The organism is bacterium (assembly GCA_019695305.1).
Lineage (GTDB): Bacteria > UBA10199 > UBA10199 > UBA10199 > JAIBAG01 > JAIBAG01.
Genome location: JAIBAG010000004.1, coordinates 45,461 through 66,776, shown reverse-complemented (window position 1 = coordinate 66,776; position 21,316 = coordinate 45,461). Strand labels below are relative to the sequence as shown.

Genomic DNA, 21,316 nt, shown 5'->3' with positions numbered 1-21,316 from the left:
ATTATTCTACGCTCCAGGTTGTACCGCCAGCACCGTCTTTTAAAACGATTCCTTTGGCAGCAAGCTCATCTCGAATAGCATCCGATTTGGCCCAGTCTTTATTTTTACGCGCCTCGAGGCGTTCGTTAATTTTTTGATTGATCCAGTCTTCCGTAATTCCCTTGGTGGCTAACGCTTTAATATTTTCTCCCAACAAAAACGCGACCGCGTTCGAACCAAAAATACCCAGCACCTGATGCACGGTTTGCACTACATTTAAAAAATCGGCACACGTTTTTTCGGATGGAATTTTCTTTTCGTCTAAAATACGGTTCCATTCGCGAATGGCTTCAAACAAAAGACCCAACACACGCGCTGTGTTAAAATCGTCATCCATAGCCTCAGTAAAACCGGTGGATAACTTTTGATTAAGCTCGTCCAAAGCAGGAACGGCTACACGTTTAGCAGATTGAGGAATGGTTTGAATACGCGCCAAACCGGTATACCAGCGGAGTAACGACTGGCGTGTAGCCTCGATATTATCTTCGGTATAGTCAAGAGGGGAACGATAATGGGCCGCCAAAATAAAAAGACGAATTACTTCGGGGTGTAATGTTTTAAGTAATTTATGAATCGTTAAAAAATTCCCCAGCGACTTACTCATTTTTTCGGAATTAATATTGATAAACCCGTTATGAATCCAATAGCGCGCAAATTTTTTGCCCGTAGCGCCTTCGGATTGAGCAATTTCGTTTTCGTGATGAGGGAACATAAGATCGCGTCCGCCACCATGAATATCAAAACTTTCACCCAAATACTTAATACTCATGGCCGAGCATTCGATATGCCAACCTGGGCGTCCCTTACCCCAAGGCGAATCCCAGTGAGGCTCTCCCGGCTTTACCCCTTTCCATAAAGCAAAATCCAAAGGGTCTTTTTTCTTTTCATCTATTTCAATACGCGCACCCGATTCCAGCTCATCAATTTTTTTGCCCGAAAGCTTGCCGTAATCTTTCTTTTCGCGTACGGCATAAAACACATCACTACCACCGGCATAAGCCATCTTTTTTGAAATCAGTGTTTCAATCAACTGCTGCATCTCGGCAATATGCTCGGTAGCTTTCGGTTCTACCGAGGGGCGCTTATTGCCCAACGCATCCATATCGCGGTAAAAAGCCGCAATATAACGCTTGGCAACTTCCTTCCAATCGCTACCTTCTTTAATGGCCTTGTTGATAATTTTATCGTCAACATCCGTAAAATTACGTACGTAATTAACATCAAAACCTTTGTGCAAAAGATAGCGATACACCATGTCGAAGGTGATTACCGCACGCGCATGCCCCAAATGACATTCGTCATAAACCGTCACGCCGCACACATACATACCTACTTTACCCGGGGTGGCTGGAACAAATTCTTCCTTATCTTTAGAAAGTGTATTGTAAATGTATAAACTCATAATGTTGTAACAAGAACAACGGCCGATGCCGACATGCCCTCGCCCGTACCTGTAAATCCCATACCTTCTTCGGTAGTGGCTTTAATATTCACCGCATCTTCAGAAAGATTGAGAAGGGAGGCGATGTTTTTTCTCATCTGGTTTTTATATTCTTTTAATTTGGGAGCTTGAGCCACCACCGTGGCATCCACATTGGCGGGTTTATAGCCCTGACTAGCTACTTTTTTGACGATATCGGCCAAGAGAATTTTAGAATCGATATCTTTATACTGTTTATCCTGATCCGAAAAATGCTCGCCCAAATCTCCAAGACCAGCTGCTCCCAACAGCGCATCGCCGATCGCATGCAAGAGCACATCGGCATCGGAATGGCCCAAAAGTCCTTTTTCGTAAGGGATGGTGACACCGCCAATGATAAGCTTACGCCCTTCTACAAGACGATGCACATCGTAGCCCTGTCCAATTTTTAAATTTGTTCCCATCATTTGCTCTGCCTGCGCCAAATCATCCGGCGTGGTCACTTTTATATTTCTTTTTTCGCCTGCTACCACATAAACCGGAAAACCGGCCTCTTCAACCAAAAAAGCCTCGTCGGTAGCCAGTGTATTGAGATTGGGTTTTTTGGCATAAACCGCGTTTAAAACAGAAGCCTTAAAGCCCTGCGGGGTTTGAACAGCCTGCAGCAAACGGCGATCGATTGTTTTCCCTACTTTTTCTTCATTAACTTCTTTGATTGTATCCGAAACGGGCAATGCCGGAATAACAGCGCCCTTTGCAAGTGTTGCTTCAGCTACTTTTTTAATGAGATCCGTTGATACAAGAGGACGAACGGCATCATGCACAAGAACAACATCGTCTTGTGTAGCACCGGCTTGAATAAAGCCTTTATAAACCGACTCGGCCCGTGTAGCACCACCCTGCGTTAGAACAATGCGAGGATCAAAAGTTTGAGCAGATAACGCTTTCAACTCATCAGCCGGCAAACACACGATAATTTTTGTAAAAAGATTTGCGTTTAAAAAAGCACCCAACGTATGCTCAAGAAGAGTTTTGCCACGCAGAGTTAAAAATTGCTTTTTGGTAGAGGCCCCAAAACGCACTCCACTACCAGCCGCCGGGATAATGGCAAACGTGTTACCCATTGATAAAATTCCTCAAAATATCTTTTCCGGCAGTAGTAAGAATAGACTCAGGATGAAACTGTACACCCTCAATGGGCAAAGTTTTATGACGCACACCCATAATAATGCCATCTTCGGTCCAGGCCGATACTTCAAGATCTGCCGGGAGAGTTTCTTTTTTAATGATGAGCGAATGATAACGTGTGGCCGTAAAAGGATTGGGCAAATCTTTAAAGATAGTTTTACCGTCATGAAAAATTTCGGAGGTTTTCCCATGCATAATCTGCGGCGCACGGATGACATCGCCACCCAAGGCTTCGCCAATGGATTGATGCCCTAAACAAACACCTAAGATGGGATATTTCCCCTTTAACTGCTGAATAAGCGGCACCGAAACCCCCGCTTCCTTCGGCGTACAGGGCCCGGGGCTAATCACAATAAAATTGGGGTTTAATTTTTGAATCTCATCCACCGTAATTTTATCGTTACGGTACACTTTAATTTCATCATCCGGATTTTTAAGCTGCGTAATAAGAATTTCGCCCAAATACTGCACCAGGTTGTAGGTAAACGAATCGTAATTATCGATGACTAGTATCATGATACACTCTCCACCGCCGTCATCAAGGCGCGCGCCTTATTGCGACATTCCAAATACTCGCGTTCGGGGATAGAATCGTACACTACACCACCAGCCGCCTGAACGTAGATTTTTCCCTTGGTAAATAAAGCAGTGCGAATAGTAATGGCCATATCCATATTGCCGTTAAAGCCGATATAACCCACACAACCACCGTATACTCCACGACGGATACCTTCCAGCTCTTCAATAATTTCCATCGATCTAATTTTAGGAGCACCCGTTAAAGTACCCGCAGGAAACGTAGCCTTCAGCACATCAAAAGCATCACAGCCGGGTTTCACCTGGGCCGATACGTGACTGACGAGATGCATCACATGCGAATAACGTTCCACTACTTCCAATTCCGAAACATGAACCGTACCCGTTTTAGCCACCACGCCTAAGTCGTTCCGCCCCAAATCGACAAGCATCACATGCTCGGCCCGTTCTTTGGGATCGGCGCGCAATTCTTTTTCCATGCGTATGTCATCTTCTTCAGTGCGCCCTCGGCGGCGTGTGCCTGCAATAGGGCGCAAATCCATCTTACCGTCTTCCAAACGCACCATTAATTCGGGAGAAGCACCCACTAAACTGAGAGACGTATCGCTGAAAAAATAAAGATAAGGCGAAGGATTAATCCGGCGGAGCGCACGATACAAAGTAAAAGGATCGATAGTAGTTTTGCCTTCAAAACGGGTAGAAACCTGCACTTGAAAGATATCGCCTGCCTTAATGTATTCTTTGGCTTTTTCAACAAGCGCACAAAATTCTTTTTCGCTACGGTTAGGCTTTAAAGTAGTTTTAGTTTTCTTTGCTTTTTTGAGAGCCGGGGCAGGCTTGGCGAGCCTTTTGGCCAAAGCTTCTATTTTTTTAACCGCTCCGGCATAAGCCTTTTTAAGTGAAGTCCCGTTTTCTAAATAAGCATGGTTCACCAAAATAATAACCTGTTTTAAATTATCGAATATGGCAATCGTATCAGTAATAAAGAAAACCGATTCCGGAATGCCTAAATCGTTCTTGGCGGTGGCCGGTAATTTTTCAAAATGGCGGGCCATGTCGTATGCCACATAACCAATCGCCCCGCCCGCAAAACGCGGTAAATCAGGATGTGCTACCGGCTTATAAGCACTTAAAGTTTCTTTGAGAAAAGACAGTGGACTCCCTTGAACAACAAAAGTTTTTTTCTTTTTTTCTTCTTCGACTTCAATCGTTTTATCCCGCGTCCGGATTATTTTTTGAGGTGACGTTCCCAAAATACTATAGCGGCCCCACTTTTCTCCGCCTTCCATGCTCTCCAGCAAAAAATCATATTTGCCGGTTTTAATTTTCAGAAAGGCAGACACAGGCGTATCCATATCGGCCGGTATCACGGCATACACAGGCACCAAATTACCCTTTTTGGCCATGGCTGAAAAATCTTTAAAAGAAACTGAAATCATTGAAATATGTGAATAAATAATTTAGAGAAGTTAGGCAATTAGATTCGTAACCCCTCCCGGCCTCCCTTAAGCTAAGGAAGGGTTGGGGTGGGTTACTCTTTATGACCAAACCGGCCGCTATATTTGATTTAGACAACACCCTCCTTCCGGGGGCCTCTTCGCTTATTCGTTACATCAAACATCAGGTGCGTAACAAAGAAATCTCCCGTTTTACCATTGTAAAAGCGTTTTTTTTATCCCTGTTACACAAGGTCGATTTAGTGGATATCGAGCGGATTTTAGATGATTTTGCCAAACCCTATGCCGGAAAAACCGAGGTGCAAATCTGGGATATGGTGATCCCCTGGTTTGAAAAAGACATTAAACCTTATTTGGCCCAAGAGGCTAAAAAGCAAATTGCATGGCACAAAGCCCAAGGCCATATCACGGTGATGCTCTCAGCCGCTTCTCAGTTTGTGTGTTACCCAGTGCGCGATTACTTAGGGCTCGATTACTCGCTCAATTCAATGGTAGAAGTAAAAAATGGGACTTTAACCGGCCACTTTGCAAAACCTCTATGTTATAAAGAAGGAAAGTTTCATTATTTAAGCGAGCTTGTAAAAGAACAAAATTTAGATTTGGCTAAAAGCTACTTTTATACCGATTCTATTACCGATTTACACACACTTGAACGGGTGGGCTACCCTGTAGCAGTTAATCCAGACCCTCTTTTAAAAAGAGCCGCTAAAAAAAGGTTTTGGACAATAGAGAGATGGACAACAACTACGCAGTAAAAAATAAACTACTTTTTAATGTTAAGAAGCTCTTCCAATTCGGCAAGATGATTTAAGTCTTTAGGCCGATTGGTGGCTTTCTTGTTTTTAATCAAGCCTTCAACCGAAAGAATGCGGCACTGCAGATCAAAAAGGACGAGAGTATCGGAGGCATTAAAAATCTCATTGTAAGAAAAAAAGCCGGGTATCTCCGATAGCAAGTCAAGATCTCCCAAATTTGTTTTAAGCGTTAAATTACGGCTATTTTTAAATGTATCCTCGTCAAAAATAAAAGGAAGATTTTCCGTTTCCATACCACGCAGTGCAATTTTTAACGGCTTAAGGGCCTGAACTAGCTTTTTTATGTTTTCTGCGGAATACTCGTAAACAATATCCAAATCGGCCGTTACAAAACTACACCCCTGGGCAATGGCCGCAAGTCCACCAATAAGAATAAAATTAACCTGATGATTAACGAGGATTTGAAGAAGTTGTTTGAAGTTTGTCATGATCTTTAATAATTTTGGCCGTCTTAAGTTCTTCGACAAAACTCATAAAACGCATATGCTCTTCCAACCTTTCGGTAGGGGTCAGCTTGAGCCTTGCTACAAGCAGAGTTCGATCAACCCCGTATTCATTATGCGTTTTTTTGAAATCATCTTTACTCATAGTTCTATCATGCCATAGATACATGAAAAATAAACATCTTTTATTTTCTCTTCAAATAAAACTCATTCGAATTCTGCCAACTGCCATCCGCCCAGCTAAACTTAAGACGATTTTTACCAACAGGAACAAGACTTGCCGTAATGTCCAAACTTTTCCCTTCGGGAATTGCTACATCCAGATTTTTCCCCACTTGCCATTGCCCCCGATAAAAATGTTCCACTTCTATTTTCAAGGGTTTAGATGAAAAATTCTGAAGTGATAGTTTCACCAGATCTTTATCATCATAAAATACTTTGTTCGATCGTATTTGAGATGAATTTGATTTATTAAAGATGCCAATATCCGTTCTATTGGCAAAAGTCCCTTCATCCCAATTGTGCTTCCATCCCAAATCTACATGCACCATCATTAAGTTTGGATAATACCCTACTCCACCAAAACCCAACTTGCGGGCATATTTCATCAGAGTTTCTTCACGGATTTCATCCAGATGAATATCGGCCGCAATGCCCCGGATATGGTTAGAATTTTCCGCCACATTGCGCCCGGCTTCTTTTAAATTTTTATTATAGGTTTCGGAACGATAACCGCAGATCACTTCTACTGTATCCGCTTCAAAATGGTCCTGCAAATGATCGAGTAAACGAATGAGATTGATATCCATCTCGCGTACTTCTCCGCTATCGCGCGTGCGCATGAATTGGTTAATCTTTTCCATGGCCCCAGGAAGGACACGACCGTCTCTTTCATACTGAATTTCCAAGAAATCACCCAAATGACTATGGTAGAGTCTTAAAAAACCATCCCTTTTATAGGAGATTGAGTTAGCAAATAGAGCCCCAGAGAAGCCCAAAAAGAGGGCTATCATTACTAGAAAACCAGCTAAAAGCTTATTTTTATTCATGTTTTTAACTTTCTAAAAATTAAAAAAACAGGTCCTACCCATTGACTTTACAGAGCAAGTATGAAAAAAGGATGACCTCCTGCGTTATTCACCTCTTTCGTACCATAAATAACCGCAGTTTAAGGAGCTAAAAATTATGTCGGATGTATCCCCTTTACCTATAAGCAAAGAAATAGAAGAGAAAGATGTTGTCGTCATCCGCTTTTGCGGCGATTCGGGCGATGGGATGCAAATTACCGGCAGCCGTTTTACTCAGGCAACAGCCTCTGTAGGTAACGATTTGGCAACTCTTCCCGACTTTCCCGCCGAAATTCGTGCCCCTGCCGGAAGCTTAGCGGGTGTTTCCGGTTATCAAATACAATTTTCCTCGCGCGAAATTCGTACTCCTGGCGATGCCCCCGATGTTTTGGTTGCCATGAACCCGGCTGCTTTTAAAACCAATTTGGCCGATTTAAAAAAGGGCGGCATACTTATTGTTAATTCGGATGCTTTTAATGAAGAAAACTTAAAATTAGCCGGTTACGCTCAAAATCCTCTCGATACCGAAATTGTAAAAGATTACGATCTGTACAAATTCCCTATTACTACGTTTACCACGCACGCACTAGAAACTTCTCCGCTCATTAAAAAAGATAAAGAACGTTGCAAAAACTTTTTTGCCTTGGGCCTTATGTACTGGCTTTATCAACGTCCATTTGAACCAACACTGGAATGGATTGATAAACAATTTTCTAAAAAAGTGGACGTTGCCAATGCCAACAAAATGGCCTTAAAAGCCGGCTACTATTTTGGAGAAACCACCGAAGCTTTTAAAAAGAGTTTTCGTGTAGCCAAAGCACAACTTAATCCCGGCACCTATCGTAACATTACGGGGAATGAAGCAACCGCCATCGGCTTTATAACAGCAGCCCAGTTAGCGAGCAAAAATTTAACCTATGCCACCTATCCCATCACACCGGCATCGGATATTTTGCACGAACTTTCCAAACACAAAAATTTTGGAATTAAAACCATCCAGGCCGAAGACGAAATTGCCGCCATTGGCGTGGCCATCGGCGCTTCGTTTGCAGGCGACATCGGACTCACCGGCACCAGCGGCCCTGGTGTAGCGCTCAAGAGTGAAGCCTTAAGTTTGGCGCTGATGATGGAATTACCTTTAGTATTAATTGACGTACAACGCGGCGGTCCTTCCACAGGTTTACCCACAAAAACCGAACAGGCCGATTTGTTGCAAGCCCTCTACGGCCGTCACGGCGAAGCTCCTGTAGCCGTTGTGGCTCCTGCTACCGCCGGTGATTGTTTTCATATGGCCATCGAAGCTGTTCGTATTGCCACCGAATTTATGACCCCCGTTATTTATTTATCGGATGGTTATTTGGCTAACTCAGCCGAACCCTGGGTAATTCCCGATTACGATAAAATCCCCAAAATTAAAATTGAGCACCCCAGCAACCCCGAAGGGTTTAAAGCCTATCAACGTAACGAAAAGCTGGCACGCCCCTGGGCAATCCCTGGCGTAAAAGGCTTAGAACACCGTTTGGGCGGCTTGGAAAAACAGGATGTTACCGGCAACATCAGCTACGACCCTAAAAACCACGAGCACATGTCGCATGTGCGTGCCAACAAAATTAAAGGGATTGCCAAGTATTTGCCCCCCTTAGAAGTGTTTGGCAAAAATGAAGGCGATGTGTTGGTGATTGGCTGGGGCGGCACACACGGTTCTATCACAAGTGCCGTGGACGAGTTGCAAAAAGAAGGCATGAGTATTTCCAGCGTGCACTTGCGCTACTTAAATCCCATTCAAAACGATTTGTACGGACTGATTGAAAATTTTGAAACCATCATTGTTCCCGAAATTAATTTGGGTCAATTGGTAAAAGTACTGCGTGCCGAAACCCTGCGCGATATTAAAGCCATTAATAAAATTCAGGGAAAACCGTTTAAAGTGGAAGAATTAAAAGAAGCCATTAAAAAATTTGCCGCTGAAAATGCAGCAAAAAATAAAAAATTGGCTTAATCTGTCCCCCTTTGTAAGGGGGACTACAGGGGGTAGCCAAACTTATCTACCTCCCCTAACCCCTCCTTACAAAGGAGGGAAAAAAGACATTGTCTCGTTACAAAAGGAAATAATATGGGTGCCGAAAACGACATTAAACCGTTAACCAAAAAGAGTTTTGAATCCGACCAGGATATACGCTGGTGTCCGGGCTGCGGTGATTATTCTATTTTAGCCTTCGTTCAACGCGTATTGCCCGAAATGGGCATCCCTAAAGAAAAATACGTGTTTGTATCAGGCATTGGATGTTCCAGTCGCTTCCCCTATTACATGAACACCTACGGCCTCCACACCATCCACGGCCGCGCTCCTACGGTTGCAACAGGTATTAAAGCCGCTAACCCCGATTTACAAGTATGGGTAGTCACCGGTGATGGCGATGCCCTCTCTATTGGTGGCAATCATTTTATTCATGCCTTGCGCCGCAATGTGGATATTAAAATTCTTTTGTTTAACAACAAAATTTACGGACTTACCAAAGGGCAGTACTCGCCTACTTCGGAATTTGGCAAAAAAACCAAATCCACTCCCTACGGTTCGGTAGATTATCCTTTAGATCCTATTTCGTTAGCACTGGGCAGTGAAGCCAGCTTCGTAGCGCGTACCGCGGATAATACTCCTAAGCATTTAACTGAAGTGTTGCGCCGTGCCGCTCATCATAAAGGCAGTGCCTTTGTAGAAATTTTCCAAAACTGTATTATTTTTAACGACGGCGCTTTTGATCCCATTACCGGTAAAGAAGTGCGTGACGACAATACTTTATTATTAGAACACGGCAAACCTCTTCTCTTTGGTAAAGATAAGAAAAAAGGTATACGCATTAAAGGTTTTGATCCCGAAGTAGTAACCGTGGGTGAAAATGGTGTTACCGAAGCGGATTTAGTGGTTCACAACGAAAACAATCCTAACCCGGCCTACGCCTTTTTACTGTCGCGTTTTAATCTCCCTCAATTCCCGGTTCCCATGGGTGTATTCCGTCAGAGCGAACGTTATACTTACGATGGATTATTGAATGATCAGGTGGATACAGCCTTAAGCATGGGTAAAGGAGATATTAAAAAACTCATTCACGGCCCTTCTACCTGGACGGTGGAGTAATTGTTTAACGATTAAATCCAACCAATCTCGCGATAACCTTGGTAGGTTTTTTTAACCGCCTCTTCCACATTGTGTTTGGGTTGCCATCCCAAATCATCTCTTAAAGCTTTTGACGTACACGAGTAGGCTTTGGCCGTAATTTGTTTGTATTGCTTGATATCCAGCTGATTGGTGTAAGGGATAATTTTAGAGAGTGCTGTTGAACCTAGCATGAGAAGATACAACAAGGGCTGGGGCACTGAAAGCATGAACAAACGTTTGCCTGTCGCCTTCTTAAGGCTCTTCCATATCGCCGAAGTTTTAATTACTTCATCGTACACAGCAAAATAAGTTTTATGTTTGTTACTCACATCAAAACTCATCGCTACAATCGCTTCAATTAAATCATCCACATGAATAAAACTGATTCCAGCATCAAGGCCCATTACTTTAAAACCAAAACGATAATGCGCCATTTTAAAAAGAGTGAGCATGGCCGGATCATGAGGGCCCATCACAATACCAGGTCTAAAATTTGTTACAGGAAATGGTGTGTTCTGATTCAAATACTCTTCGGCCGCAAGCTTTGATTGTCCATACGGCTCAATGGGATTATTGGGCGATTTTTCATTTTTAGGTTTACCATCTAAACAGGGGCCGGCAGCAGCCAGAGACGACGCATGCAACATCCGTTTTGGCTTCCAGCTCTGACGCTTTAAACATTCAACAAGGTCAATGGTTGCCTGCGTGTTGATATCAAAATAGCCTTGTACATTTTTAGCTGCCACAATGCCGGCAATGTGCAGTACATAATCAACTTGCGGGAGCTTTAATTTTTTATCTTTAAAAAGAGAAAGATCGCCTTTGATAAATTCGATGCCCTTTTTAGGAAGCGAGGCGGCTTTTTGAGGATTACGCACCAAGGCATAAACTTTATGCCCATCTGCTGTTAAACGATTGCAAAGATGTGTACCAATAAAACCGGTGGCGCCGGTTATGAGAAAAGATTGTTGTGTCATATAAGAGTATATTCTTTATAAGGTGTCGTACAAGGATGTCCAAACGCCACCTTCATACTTTTTTGATGCGGCCTCATAATTACAGAGGCTACCGTTTCGGACGTTAAAACATGATGTCTACAGATGGTATTCATATTTCCCTCTGCACCAGCATGGTCGGCCATTAATGCCATAACATCAGCTTCAGAATATTTTTTGTTTTTATCAAACAAAGTATCAAAACGACTTTGACGCTCCCAATTAGAGCGGTGTACAAATTCTCCCCTAAACATTTTGGATCCACGGGTTTTAAGCGGCAATTCATTTTTTTCCATTTCATGAACCTGATACTTATTAAACGTAACGCGGTATGCACAGTTTGAATGCCTCAACATATTGCTACGGCTTGATACTTCTACCACATCGGTATTTCCATTTTTGTCCATCATACTAATCATCGATCCATTACTCACAGGTGTTTTTAATATTTTTTTGCGAGCTTCTTCTGCTGTGCTACAAGTATCTAAACAATCCTGCAAAAGCCAGGTTACAAAAAGCCCTTCATTGTCTTTTTTTATCCCCTGTTCAAAAGCATGATTGATGCTAAGAGCCAAACCTTTTTCATTAATTCCAGCTATAGAACCCGGAATAAGAGGATACGAAACACTAAGTGAAGCAAGCTTATTTTTAGGACGCGATTCTTTAATAAAAGTAAAAGCACCAAACGATTGGGGATAATCATGATTATAAGCTAAAAGTGGGCCATCGTTTGCAACAAGAGCTAATGAGGTACATCCCATCACAGGATAATACGGCAATTCGGATGTCAGGAGCTCTAAAACAGCAATACCATAAACAAATTCAAATGATAATTCCGATCCTTCTGCAAAACCATTCAGCCAATCATACCAGTGACTGTGTTTCTCTTTTAAATGACTGGCATGATAGCCTAAAAACTTTTTTCCTATTTTTCCAAAGCCCCATTTTAAAAATGAAGTGGGCACAATTTTAAAAAGCCCCATGGGTAGCAACTCAATACTTTTAAAACTTGTTAACACATCGTCCACAAGCCCTTTAAACAAACGCCCCTGGCTAAACCCCATTTCCTGATCATTTCCTACAAACAAAAACCGACGTTCTGGCACTATTGCTGCTATGTCGCTCATACACTCTCCTCTGACACACAAATAGTATACGCTGACTTAATAGTCAACGTATTTATATTTAAAATAATAAATACATTGATTTCATATATTTATTAGTATATTTTTTGGACCTAAAGGATAATTTATGCCAAAAAAGAAAGATTCACTTTTAGAAGCTGAAAGAAAAAAACAAATCATTCTCACCACCTATCGCCTCCTCATTAAAGGTTCTACACACGATTTAACTCTCGATAAAGTTGCCAAGCAAGCGCGTTTAAGCAAGGGGCTCGTCATCTATTACTTTAAAAACAGAGACAATCTTATTACCGAAACCATGCAGGCTATTTTGCTGGAAGAAAAAAATAGATTATTAAGCTTAGCGGCAGGCGTAGAACCCGTAACAGAAAAAACAAACAAGCTTGTTGAAGCGGGCCTTACCTCGCGCCAGGAAATTGAAAATATGACCCTCTTTCTTATCGAAACATGGTCGTATGCTAAAAATAATCCTGCCACCCAAAAGGCCATCATTAAAAATGCACTCGACTTTCGTTCTATTTGTAAAACTTTTGTTGAAATTGGGAAACAGGCAGGCGCTTTTCAAAATTTAGATGAAGAAATGTTATCTATATTTCTGTATTCGCTCTTCGAAGGATTATCCATTCAAATTACCATGGACAAATCGCTAGACGTGGGGGCCATCAAAAACTTCACACTCACACTTTTAAAAATAATTATGAAACAGTCTTGATCTTGCTTTTTCTAAAATTCTCGGTCCAATACAAAAAGGCGGGATAAAAGAAAAGCGTACTCACCAACAAACATACAAGACCTATAACCGCCGTTAACCCTACCGATTGAAGCCCTTGATGGTCGGTAAAGAGCATCCCCAAAAATCCTATGAGAGTTGTTGAAATAGCCACCAAGGCCGAATTCCCCACATCCGACACCATATCTTGAATGGCATGGCTGGTAGGATCCAAATGATAATGATGGTAAAGATGGATACTGGTATCAAGACCCAAGCAAAGTAAAATAGGAAAATTGATTAAATTAAACACATTCAGCTTTAAATCAAAAATCCCCATAATGCCCGACATTAAAAGCAAACCAAACGACATAGGTACAAAAATAAATAAAGCCGATTTAAAACTTCCAAAATCCCAAGCCACCACTAAAAAGATACCAACCAAAATAATGGCAAACACAACACCCGCTTCTTTTTTCATAAGATTAATAGCATCCGCAAACAAAAATGATCCTTCGGCAGGATAAAAGTTTTTGAGAGGTGTTTTAATTTCACGAATATCATTGGCATAGGCCATGGCATTGCGAGCATCCGACAAAGACACTTTATCGTAAATAAAAACAAGATATCCAGGAACACCCTCCAATCCTTTAAACTGCCTCACCAAATTTTTGGGCAAGTCTTCTACCTTAATGCTACTGGGTTCAAGGTAAGGTAAATAGGCATCTACCTTGGATCTTTCGGCCTCCTTCATCAGCTCTCTGTTTTTTAGCAAAACATCCTTAACTTCTGCCAAAAGTTTTCGCTTTTCTTCAATGGATTGAGGTAAAAAATCGAGGATAGATTTTACCGTATCCACCGTTTTTGATTTTGGAATAATTTCGTTAACAGCATCCACTACAGCCTTGGTTTCTTCCAAGGAATCAGTAATAACCACAGCGGGTGTTTTAGAAAGAGGAAATACTTTGTAAATTTTAGATTTCACCTGCCAATATGTATTTCCCTTGCTGCGCAAATTACCATAATTGTATTCAAACTTCATTTGCAATACACCCACCACTGCAACCACCAATAACGCCACTGCCATATAAACAATTTTATTAGATAAAGGCGTTTTTTTAATCCACAAACGTGTCCCTTTTAGTTCTTGTGGTTTAATAATTTTAAGTTTTTCTGCTAAAATCCAGATTATGGGCGAGTAAATAAAAAAGGCAAAATACTGAATAAAAATACCCACGCTAATTAAAATACCAAACTCCTGATACCCTTTAAAATCGGCAAAAATAAGCGTACAAAACGAAAGCGAGGTTGTAATAGCGGCACTAAACGAAGCCCGTCCTGTTTCATAGAGTACTTTGGCTATTGTGTCTTTAAGACTTAAACTAACAGCCCGCTCTTTCATGTATTGCGAAAACAAATAAATACCAAAATCAATTCCAAAACCAAACAAGATGGCTACTAAAAAAATGGTTAGTAAATTAAGGCGCCCTACCAAAAAATAAGCCGCCCCAAAATTCCACAAGGTTCCTAACACCAGAGGAATCATGATGTAAAAAACAGCCCCCACACGTCTAAAAAAGACAAATAGTAAAATACAAATGGCCAAGGTAGATAAAGTGGACGAACCAAACAGATTACTTTTTACCGACTCAAACTCATCCACCTTATTGCGATATTCCCCACCGATGGTGGCTTTTAAATTAGGATCAAACCTCTTAACATCTTGCCCATCCACTATTTGTTGCAATTCCAAGTACGATTTTTTGGCAAAATCAATATTGGTCATAGATCCCTTAGGCCACACAATAGCAATGGTGTATTGTAAATCGGGATCTTCAAAATAGGCCGAACCAAAACTGGTACTTTGGTACTTACGCTCAATATCCGAAAAATCGATATCGGTGTTTTTTTGATCGCGGGAATCAAATAAATCGATCGTAAGTGGGTTTTTGCGGAATGAAATAGTACGATCAATACGGTTTTTAATTTCAGTAATATCGTCTACCGACAAAAACAAAAACTTGTTCTTCTTTATTTTTTCCCAATTCTTTTTGTACTCGGCAATTTCCACCCACTGCAGCTTTTGGGCTTTTTCGGTAAACTCTTTAGCATACTCACGCCTCACTTCGGGAGTAGCACCCTCCAAAACCAGCATAAAATTACCAAACCCACCTGTTTTTTGGATAACTTTTTTTAGATTCACTACACCTGGAAAATTATCGGGCAAAAAAGCCAAATAATCACTATCAATACTCAATTTTTTGGCGCCATAGAACGAAACACCGGTCAACACCACGCCAAGCAAAATCCACACATAAAAAAAGCGGATTAAGTTATCCGCTATTTTTTCAAAAATGGATTTCTTCCAGAATTTATCAACTAATGGTTTCATATTTACTTAAACACTATCTTTAAAAATCTCCTCTTACCGGCTTGAATTAAATATTCACCTTTTGTTTCCATGGTAAAATCTACATTAACTACCTTTTCCTGATTAACCTTGGCTCCACCCTGCTCAATTAAACGCCTGGCTTCACCTTTACTTTTAACCAAACCTGCCTCGGCCATAAAGTTTACTAAACTTAAAGCCACACCGCCTGCTGGCAAAATCTTTTCTTCCACATCATCCGGCACGTCTTTTTTAGCAAACACCTTCTCAAACTCACTTTGCGCATAAAGCGCTTCATCCTTACTGTAAAAACGTTCCACCATCTCTAGGGCTAAATTCACCTTAGCCTGCTTGGGATGCAGAACTCCCGCGTCCACGTCTTTTTTCATTTGTGCTATTTCAGCAAGCGTTCGGCCACTTAATAATTCGTAATATCGCCACATCAGTACATCGGTAATAGAAAGAATTTTTCCAAAAATCTCCTTAGGAGGCTCCTGTATCCCAATGTAATTATTGTAAGATTTACTCATTTTTTGAACACCATCCGTGCCTTCCAACAGAGGCATCATCAACACTACCTGGGGTTCCATATTTTCTTCACGCTGAAACTGACGACCAACAAGCAAATTAAATTTTTGATCATTTCCACCCAGTTCAATATCGGCATGAAGAGCTACAGAGTCCCAGCCTTGCAGTAAGGGGTATAAAAACTCATGAATAGAAAGGGGTTCGTTACTTTCAAAACGTTTGGCAAAATCATCACGTTCTAACATGCGCGCTACAGTATAACGACCTGCCAGCTTTATCATACCAATAGCGCCCAAAGGATCTAGCCATTCGCTATTAAACCGTACTTCGGTCTTTTGCGGATCTAAAATTTTAAAAACCTGCTCCTTATAAGTAGCCACGTTTTTTTTGATTTCGTCTAACGTAAGGGGAGGACGTGTTTTAAGACGCCCGGATGGATCACCTATTCGGGCCGTAAAATCTCCAATTAAAAAAATAACCTGATGACCTAAATCTTGAAACTGGCGCAGTTTGTTAATAAGAACGGTATGCCCTAAATGTAAATCGGGAGCTGTAGGATCAAAGCCAGCCTTTACGCGCAGTGGCTTCCCTTTTTTGAGTTTATCAATCAATTCTTTTTCGTTGATAATTTCGGTAGAGCCCCGTTTAATAACGGCCAATTGTTCGTCGATAGATTTCATACTAGGCCTTGTAGATGTCGTTTTCGGCTATCACCATTTGCACTTTTTGATCCCATTCGTCTTTAGCAATTTCTTCCACCACCTGAAAACTATATGCCAAAGCTACCGTAGGTAAGGCTTGTTTCTTTAAAAGCTCATCGTAAAAGCCTTTACCATAGCCAATGCGGTAGCCTTTTTTATCAAAAACCACGCCAGGCACAACGAGTAAATCGATGTCAGCCAGTTCTTCAATCTCTTCGCAGGTATCTTTTGGTTCCAAAATACCCCAGGCACCCTTTTGCAAATCACCTGGATCGTTCACTTCGTAAAAACGAAGTCCCTGCTCTACACGCGGAAAATAAACATTTTTACCTTCCTCTAACGCCCTAATAAATAGCAGCGTCGTATCCACTTCATTTTTAACTGGAGAATAAAGAGCCAAATTTTCTACATCTTGCCATAAAGAATTTTTAATCAGTCGAGTCTGAATACGTTGCGAACTTTCTCGAACTTCTCCTTCACTTAAACTTAAGCGTTTGGCTAAAATTTCTTTTCGTAATTCTTCTTTTTTCATTCTTAAATCCAGTACTTTGTTATGGGGCTTTTGATAAAGGTCCAGATGCAAGGCATCCGACGAGGACCGACTGAGACGTACCGTGAGTACGTCGCAGGGAGTGTCCGAGGAGGATAACGCCGCAGATGGGCCTTTATCGAAAGCCCTCTCCCAAAGAAAAAACCCCACCATGAGGCCGTATCAGATTCCTATTTTTTGAATCCTGTTAAACAGGTGGGAACCATGTTACCTCTTTAGGCTTCCCACCGAAGCAGGCATGCACACCAAGGCAAGGGACAGTCCCCTAATCAAAAACATAGATCCTTAAAATACCAGAACCTACACGCACCAGGCAGGGTTGGGATATTTTACTTAAACAAATTCCTTTTGTACACGGTCAATTATAGTTTCAATTTGATGCGACCATGATTGAACCTGTTCGCTTTTTTGCTTCTTTAATCTAAAAAAATCATCCGCAATATTAAGAGCGGCCAAAATAGCCACATTGGCAGTTGCCACAGCCTGATCGTGAGATACAATTTCGTGCATCTTTTTATTCACATAATCTGCCACTTTTTTTACATGCTTCTCATCAGCATCACTTTTAATGGTAAAGTTCTGATTTAAAATAGTGAGGTTATAAGTTTTTTTCATGATGGATGGGTGATTACAATCTTGGACGGTTCCGGTCAAGCCAAATAAAGAACTATTTCATGGATTTATAAATAAAAATTAAAGTATTACCGAGCGTTTTCTTTTTCCCATTTTTGTATTTGGTGAGCCATAAAATCGGCGTCTTCTTCTTTATACTTACCATAGGGAATACCGGTAAGCTTAAACGGACCCATTTTAACCCGTACTAGTGTTTTAACGTTTAAAAAAACTTTTTCACACATCTTGCGAATTTGTCTATTGCGCCCCTCGGAAAGAACCATTTCAAGCCAAGTTGATTTAGGATTTTCTTCTACAATGGTAGTGGGAACCGGCTGGGTTTTGCTATCATCAATTACCACCCCTTTACGCAAACGGTCCAATTGCTTTTCGCTAGGACGCCCCTCCACTTTCACATGATAGGTTTTACGCCCCTCATAACGGGGATGGGTTAGCTTTAAAGATAACTCCCCGTCATTGGTAAGCAATAAAAGACCTTCCGATTCAAAATCGAGGCGACCCACCGGTTTTAGCTTGTGGTATTTTTTTGGCAAATAATCATAAATGGTTTTACGCCCTTCAGGATCGCTGCGGGTTACCATGCATTCTCGAGGCTTATGAAAAAAAAGATAGATGTACGATTCAAGCGGGGGTAGTTTTTTTCCTAGAACAACAATTTCGGCATGAGCAGAGTCTATCTTAACACCCATGGTGGTTACTTTTTTGCCATCCACAATTACTTTTCCGGCTTTAATCAAATCTTCGGCTTGACGGCGCGAATGCTTACCACGGTTGGCAATTACTTTTTGAAGGCGTTCCAGAGGCATAGATATCAAACCCGTTAGCTAGGCTGCGCCTCATCGGTAGGCTTTTCTTCTTCTGTTTCGGTAAAAATTTCAGATTCCAAATTTTTTAAACTATTCAGCGAAGCATCCAAATCACCCAATAGTTCGTTAGACTCGACATCCAACGAATTATCAAACGAAAGTTCTTCAGCAAAACTTTCTTCATCACCTTCGGCAATAATTTCATCATCACTTTTAGCAGACGATTCGCTTAATGTGGCGTTTAAGGTATCTAAATCTTTTAAGGTGGGCAGTTCAGAAAGAGAACTTAAGCTAAAGGTTTCGAGAAAGGCTTTAGACGTACCATACATAATGGGACGTCCGGGCTCTTCGCTACGACCCACAATTTTAACCAAATCCTTTTCGAGTAATGTTTTTAAAACACCGCCCGTATCCACACCACGGATATCTTCAATTTTATTACGTGTGATGGGTTGCTGGTAGGCAATGATAGCCAGCGTTTCCATACTAGGAGCCGACAGCCTGGGCTTGGGCAACTTATAAACCTTACGAACAACAGCAGCCATAGAATGCTTAGTACGAAATTGATAGCCCTTAGCCACATTCACCAGTTCAAAACCATGATCGGAGCCTTGATATAAAAGAATAAGCTCATCCAAACAATTTTTAATATCGGCTTTAGAAATTTCTTCGTTTAATTCTTGCTGAGCAGCTTTTAACTGAGCCAGGGGATCTAATTCGGCGGCAGCTTCGGGCGCTACTTCTACAGCTTCAGACGCTTCACTCTGTTCAGCTTCTTGCTCAAGTTCTCCTTCGATAGAAACAACATCGGCACCGCCGTCGGCGCTGACGGCCACTTCTTCTTTAGGCTCTTCCGTGCTTTCCAAAATGCGTTTCATTTCGCTTATAGTAAGCGGTTCGGCCGTAATAAAAAGGAGTGCTTCAAGCTTTGCTTTCATTTCAATTGTTTCCATAAAATCTCCTTAGAGCTCCAACTAAATTTCTTCTACACCGGTTAAGGTGTGATCGTTCAAATCAATTTGGCGTTGAATGCGTATAGTGGCATAACGGTCCATTTGAAAAATCCGGATCATTTTAAGACGAGCCATTTCTAAAATGGATAAAAAGGTAATGACTAAAACCGGACGTTCTCGCACATCATCAAAAAGCTCTTCAAAAGTAATATTATCTAAAGCCTTCAATTTATCTACAATCTGGTAAATACGATCGGTAATAGAAATACGCTGTACGTTTACTTCGTAAGTTTTGCCCTTGGGAACTTTTTTAAGAATTTCGTTAAAAGCCTGAATAAGTGCAAACGGCTCTACATCCATCATTTCTTCTTCGGGTTCAAGATTATCGGGTTTAAATTCAGGGCGACTAAACACATCGCGACCTAAAACAGGCCGTGAATAAATTTCTTGAGATGCCAATTTATAGCGCTGATATTCCAAAAGTTTTTGCACCAAATCAGCACGAGGATCTGGACCTTCATCTTCTTCATCGTTTTGCTCGTTTAAAAGAAGTCGTGATTTAATGTGCGCCAGCTCGGAAGCCATAAGAATAAAATCTCCAGCTACATCTACATCCAGTTCTTCCATTAAATCGAGATATTCGTTGTATTTTTCAAGCATGAACGAAATGGGGATGTTGTAGATATCAAGATCGTTCTTTTTAATAAGATGCAGAAGGAGATCGAGCGGCCCTTCAAACATGTCGAGATCAACTTTATATTCGATTGCTTCCATAGATGTTTTTTATACCGAAAAGCCCATCACGTCTTTTACTTCTTGTAATGTTTTTTGTGCCACGGTTCTGGCTTTGACTGCTCCCTCGTTTATTATGTCATCCACCATTTTGACATTTTTTTCAAGACCCGATCTGCGTTCACGCAAAGGTTCTATCACGGGGTTTAAGTGGGAAAGCATCAGCTTTTTACAATCTACACAACCTATGGCAGCACTGCGGCAATCGGCAGCCACCTGGCTTTGAACATTTTTAGGGCTCACTTGCTGATGAAAGTGATATATTGGGCAAATATCCGGATTTCCTGGGTCTTTTCGTAGTTTTCGGGCCGGATCGGTAAAATAACCCTTAATCTTCTTTTCGGTATCGGCCGCGGAATCAGATAAATAGATACTATTATCGTAGCTTTTAGACATCTTGCGGCCATCCGACCCCAAAATTTTGGAAGCGCGGGTAAGCATAGGCTGAGGTTCGGCCAACACCTCTTTTTTATACAAAAAGTTAAATCTTCGTACAACTTCGCGCGAAAGCTCAATATGAGCCACTTGGTCCTGTCCTACCGGCACATGGGTGGCTTTGTAAAGCGCCACATCGGCCGTTTGCAACAGGGGATAACCCAAAAAACCGTATGTTGATAACTCTTTATGTGAGAGTTCTTGCTGTAAATCCTTAAAGCTGGGAACACGTTCCAGCCAGCTTATAGGCGTGATCATGGAGAGTAACAAATGTAACTCGGCATGCTCGGGGACATGTGACTGAACAAAAATAACCGCTTTTTTGGGATCGATACCGGCAGCCAGCCAATCGATAAGAATGCTTTTTACCGAAGCACGCACTATGCCAGGGTCGGCATATTCGGTGGTAAGGCTATGCCAATCGGCCGCAAAAAAATAACACTGATGTTGGCTTTGAAGTTTGAGCCAGTTATCAATAACCCCAAAATAGTGACCTAAGTGCAGTTTTCCGGTGGGACGCATGCCCGATACAATAGTGCTCATAGAATGTTTTGTTCTAA

Annotated in this window: 21 protein-coding genes and 1 other RNA gene; 4 read left to right on the top strand and 18 right to left on the bottom strand. The window is 41.5% G+C overall.

Going from position 1 to position 21,316, the window contains the following annotated elements:
• Nucleotide 1: 1 nt before the first annotated feature.
• From cysS to trpE, 4 genes are read right to left on the bottom strand one after another with little or no spacing between them, the layout of a single operon-like run.
• Complete coding sequence (gene cysS / locus K1X76_03345; GenBank protein MBX7148095.1) at nucleotides 2–1,441, bottom strand: cysteine--tRNA ligase; 1,440 nt, start codon at nucleotides 1,439–1,441, stop codon at nucleotides 2–4.
• The gene (gene ispD, locus K1X76_03340; protein ID MBX7148094.1) at nucleotides 1,438–2,583 is read right to left on the bottom strand and encodes a 2-C-methyl-D-erythritol 4-phosphate cytidylyltransferase; all 1,146 of its coding nucleotides are present in this window, start codon (nucleotides 2,581–2,583) and stop codon (nucleotides 1,438–1,440) included. The genes cysS and ispD overlap by 4 nt, the downstream gene beginning before the upstream one ends.
• Nucleotides 2,576–3,163 carry an aminodeoxychorismate/anthranilate synthase component II gene (locus K1X76_03335; protein MBX7148093.1) on the bottom strand — a complete coding sequence of 196 codons (588 nt, stop codon included), beginning with the start codon at nucleotides 3,161–3,163 and terminating at the stop codon, nucleotides 2,576–2,578. The genes ispD and K1X76_03335 overlap by 8 nt, the downstream gene beginning before the upstream one ends.
• On the bottom strand, nucleotides 3,160–4,623 hold the full coding sequence (gene trpE, locus K1X76_03330) for an anthranilate synthase component I (protein ID MBX7148092.1): 1,464 nt from the start codon (nucleotides 4,621–4,623) through the stop codon (nucleotides 3,160–3,162). The genes K1X76_03335 and trpE overlap by 4 nt, the downstream gene beginning before the upstream one ends.
• 101 nt (nucleotides 4,624–4,724) lie before the next feature.
• Between trpE and K1X76_03325 the strand changes: the two genes are divergently transcribed.
• Nucleotides 4,725–5,396, top strand: a complete 672-nt coding sequence (locus K1X76_03325; protein MBX7148091.1) for an HAD-IB family hydrolase — start codon at nucleotides 4,725–4,727, stop codon at nucleotides 5,394–5,396.
• Nucleotides 5,397–5,404: 8 nt separating this feature from the next.
• On the opposite strand, the gene K1X76_03320 is transcribed toward K1X76_03325, so the two are convergent.
• Genes K1X76_03320 through K1X76_03310 form a run of 3 tightly spaced genes read right to left on the bottom strand, consistent with a single transcriptional unit; the run spans nucleotide 5,405 to nucleotide 6,948 of the window.
• Nucleotides 5,405–5,884: a hypothetical protein gene (locus tag K1X76_03320; protein ID MBX7148090.1), complete on the bottom strand. Its 480-nt coding sequence runs from the start codon at nucleotides 5,882–5,884 to the stop codon at nucleotides 5,405–5,407.
• Complete coding sequence (locus K1X76_03315) at nucleotides 5,847–6,044, bottom strand: hypothetical protein (GenBank protein MBX7148089.1); 198 nt, start codon at nucleotides 6,042–6,044, stop codon at nucleotides 5,847–5,849. Before K1X76_03315 ends, K1X76_03320 begins: the two co-directional genes overlap by 38 nt.
• Before the next feature lie 40 nt (nucleotides 6,045–6,084).
• On the bottom strand, nucleotides 6,085–6,948 hold the full coding sequence (locus K1X76_03310; GenBank protein ID MBX7148088.1) for a DUF882 domain-containing protein: 864 nt from the start codon (nucleotides 6,946–6,948) through the stop codon (nucleotides 6,085–6,087).
• 136 nt (nucleotides 6,949–7,084) lie between these two features.
• Here K1X76_03310 and K1X76_03305 point away from each other — a divergent pair, with 136 nt between their 5' ends.
• Together K1X76_03305 and K1X76_03300 are read left to right on the top strand one after the other, a co-directional pair.
• Entirely contained in the window at nucleotides 7,085–8,965 is a 1,881-nt protein-coding gene (locus K1X76_03305; protein MBX7148087.1) for a 2-oxoacid:acceptor oxidoreductase subunit alpha, read from the top strand.
• 114 nt (nucleotides 8,966–9,079) lie between these two features.
• Nucleotides 9,080–10,102 carry a 2-oxoacid:ferredoxin oxidoreductase subunit beta gene (locus K1X76_03300; GenBank protein MBX7148086.1) on the top strand — a complete coding sequence of 341 codons (1,023 nt, stop codon included), beginning with the start codon at nucleotides 9,080–9,082 and terminating at the stop codon, nucleotides 10,100–10,102.
• An 11-nt stretch (nucleotides 10,103–10,113) separates the two neighbouring features.
• On the opposite strand, the gene K1X76_03295 is transcribed toward K1X76_03300, so the two are convergent.
• Together K1X76_03295 and K1X76_03290 are read right to left on the bottom strand one after the other, a co-directional pair.
• Nucleotides 10,114–11,100, bottom strand: coding sequence for an NAD(P)-dependent oxidoreductase (locus tag K1X76_03295; protein ID MBX7148085.1), 987 nt, complete (start codon nucleotides 11,098–11,100; stop codon nucleotides 10,114–10,116).
• A complete protein-coding gene (locus tag K1X76_03290) occupies nucleotides 11,097–12,245 on the bottom strand; it encodes a C45 family peptidase (protein MBX7148084.1) in 1,149 nt (382 codons plus the stop codon). The genes K1X76_03295 and K1X76_03290 overlap by 4 nt, the downstream gene beginning before the upstream one ends.
• A gap of 124 nt (nucleotides 12,246–12,369) precedes the next feature.
• On the opposite strand from K1X76_03290, the gene K1X76_03285 reads away from it, so the two are divergent.
• Nucleotides 12,370–12,972 carry a TetR/AcrR family transcriptional regulator gene (locus K1X76_03285; GenBank protein MBX7148083.1) on the top strand — a complete coding sequence of 201 codons (603 nt, stop codon included), beginning with the start codon at nucleotides 12,370–12,372 and terminating at the stop codon, nucleotides 12,970–12,972.
• Here K1X76_03285 and K1X76_03280 read toward each other — a convergent pair.
• The 9 genes from K1X76_03280 to trpS form a co-directional block, all read right to left on the bottom strand.
• Nucleotides 12,956–15,361, bottom strand: a complete 2,406-nt coding sequence (locus tag K1X76_03280) for an MMPL family transporter (protein MBX7148082.1) — start codon at nucleotides 15,359–15,361, stop codon at nucleotides 12,956–12,958. The two genes, K1X76_03285 and K1X76_03280, sit on opposite strands and share 17 nt — an antisense overlap.
• A gap of 2 nt (nucleotides 15,362–15,363) precedes the next feature.
• A complete protein-coding gene (gene tyrS, locus K1X76_03275; GenBank protein MBX7148081.1) occupies nucleotides 15,364–16,566 on the bottom strand; it encodes a tyrosine--tRNA ligase in 1,203 nt (400 codons plus the stop codon).
• A 1-nt stretch (nucleotide 16,567) separates the two neighbouring features.
• Nucleotides 16,568–17,119 (bottom strand): 5-formyltetrahydrofolate cyclo-ligase, encoded by a 552-nt coding sequence (locus tag K1X76_03270; GenBank protein MBX7148080.1) that lies wholly within the window; start codon nucleotides 17,117–17,119, stop codon nucleotides 16,568–16,570.
• Between the two features lie 157 nt (nucleotides 17,120–17,276).
• Nucleotides 17,277–17,460, bottom strand: a non-coding RNA gene (ssrS, locus tag K1X76_03265) — 6S RNA.
• Between the two features lie 10 nt (nucleotides 17,461–17,470).
• Nucleotides 17,471–17,752 carry a cell division protein ZapA gene (locus K1X76_03260; GenBank protein ID MBX7148079.1) on the bottom strand — a complete coding sequence of 94 codons (282 nt, stop codon included), beginning with the start codon at nucleotides 17,750–17,752 and terminating at the stop codon, nucleotides 17,471–17,473.
• 86 nt (nucleotides 17,753–17,838) lie between these two features.
• Nucleotides 17,839–18,576 carry an rRNA pseudouridine synthase gene (locus K1X76_03255; GenBank protein MBX7148078.1) on the bottom strand — a complete coding sequence of 246 codons (738 nt, stop codon included), beginning with the start codon at nucleotides 18,574–18,576 and terminating at the stop codon, nucleotides 17,839–17,841.
• Between the two features lie 14 nt (nucleotides 18,577–18,590).
• The gene (gene scpB / locus K1X76_03250; GenBank protein MBX7148077.1) at nucleotides 18,591–19,529 is read right to left on the bottom strand and encodes an SMC-Scp complex subunit ScpB; all 939 of its coding nucleotides are present in this window, start codon (nucleotides 19,527–19,529) and stop codon (nucleotides 18,591–18,593) included.
• 21 nt (nucleotides 19,530–19,550) lie between these two features.
• Nucleotides 19,551–20,303, bottom strand: coding sequence for a segregation/condensation protein A (locus K1X76_03245; protein MBX7148076.1), 753 nt, complete (start codon nucleotides 20,301–20,303; stop codon nucleotides 19,551–19,553).
• 9 nt (nucleotides 20,304–20,312) lie between these two features.
• On the bottom strand, nucleotides 20,313–21,299 hold the full coding sequence (gene trpS / locus K1X76_03240) for a tryptophan--tRNA ligase (protein ID MBX7148075.1): 987 nt from the start codon (nucleotides 21,297–21,299) through the stop codon (nucleotides 20,313–20,315).
• Between the last annotated feature and the right edge of the window lie 17 nt (nucleotides 21,300–21,316).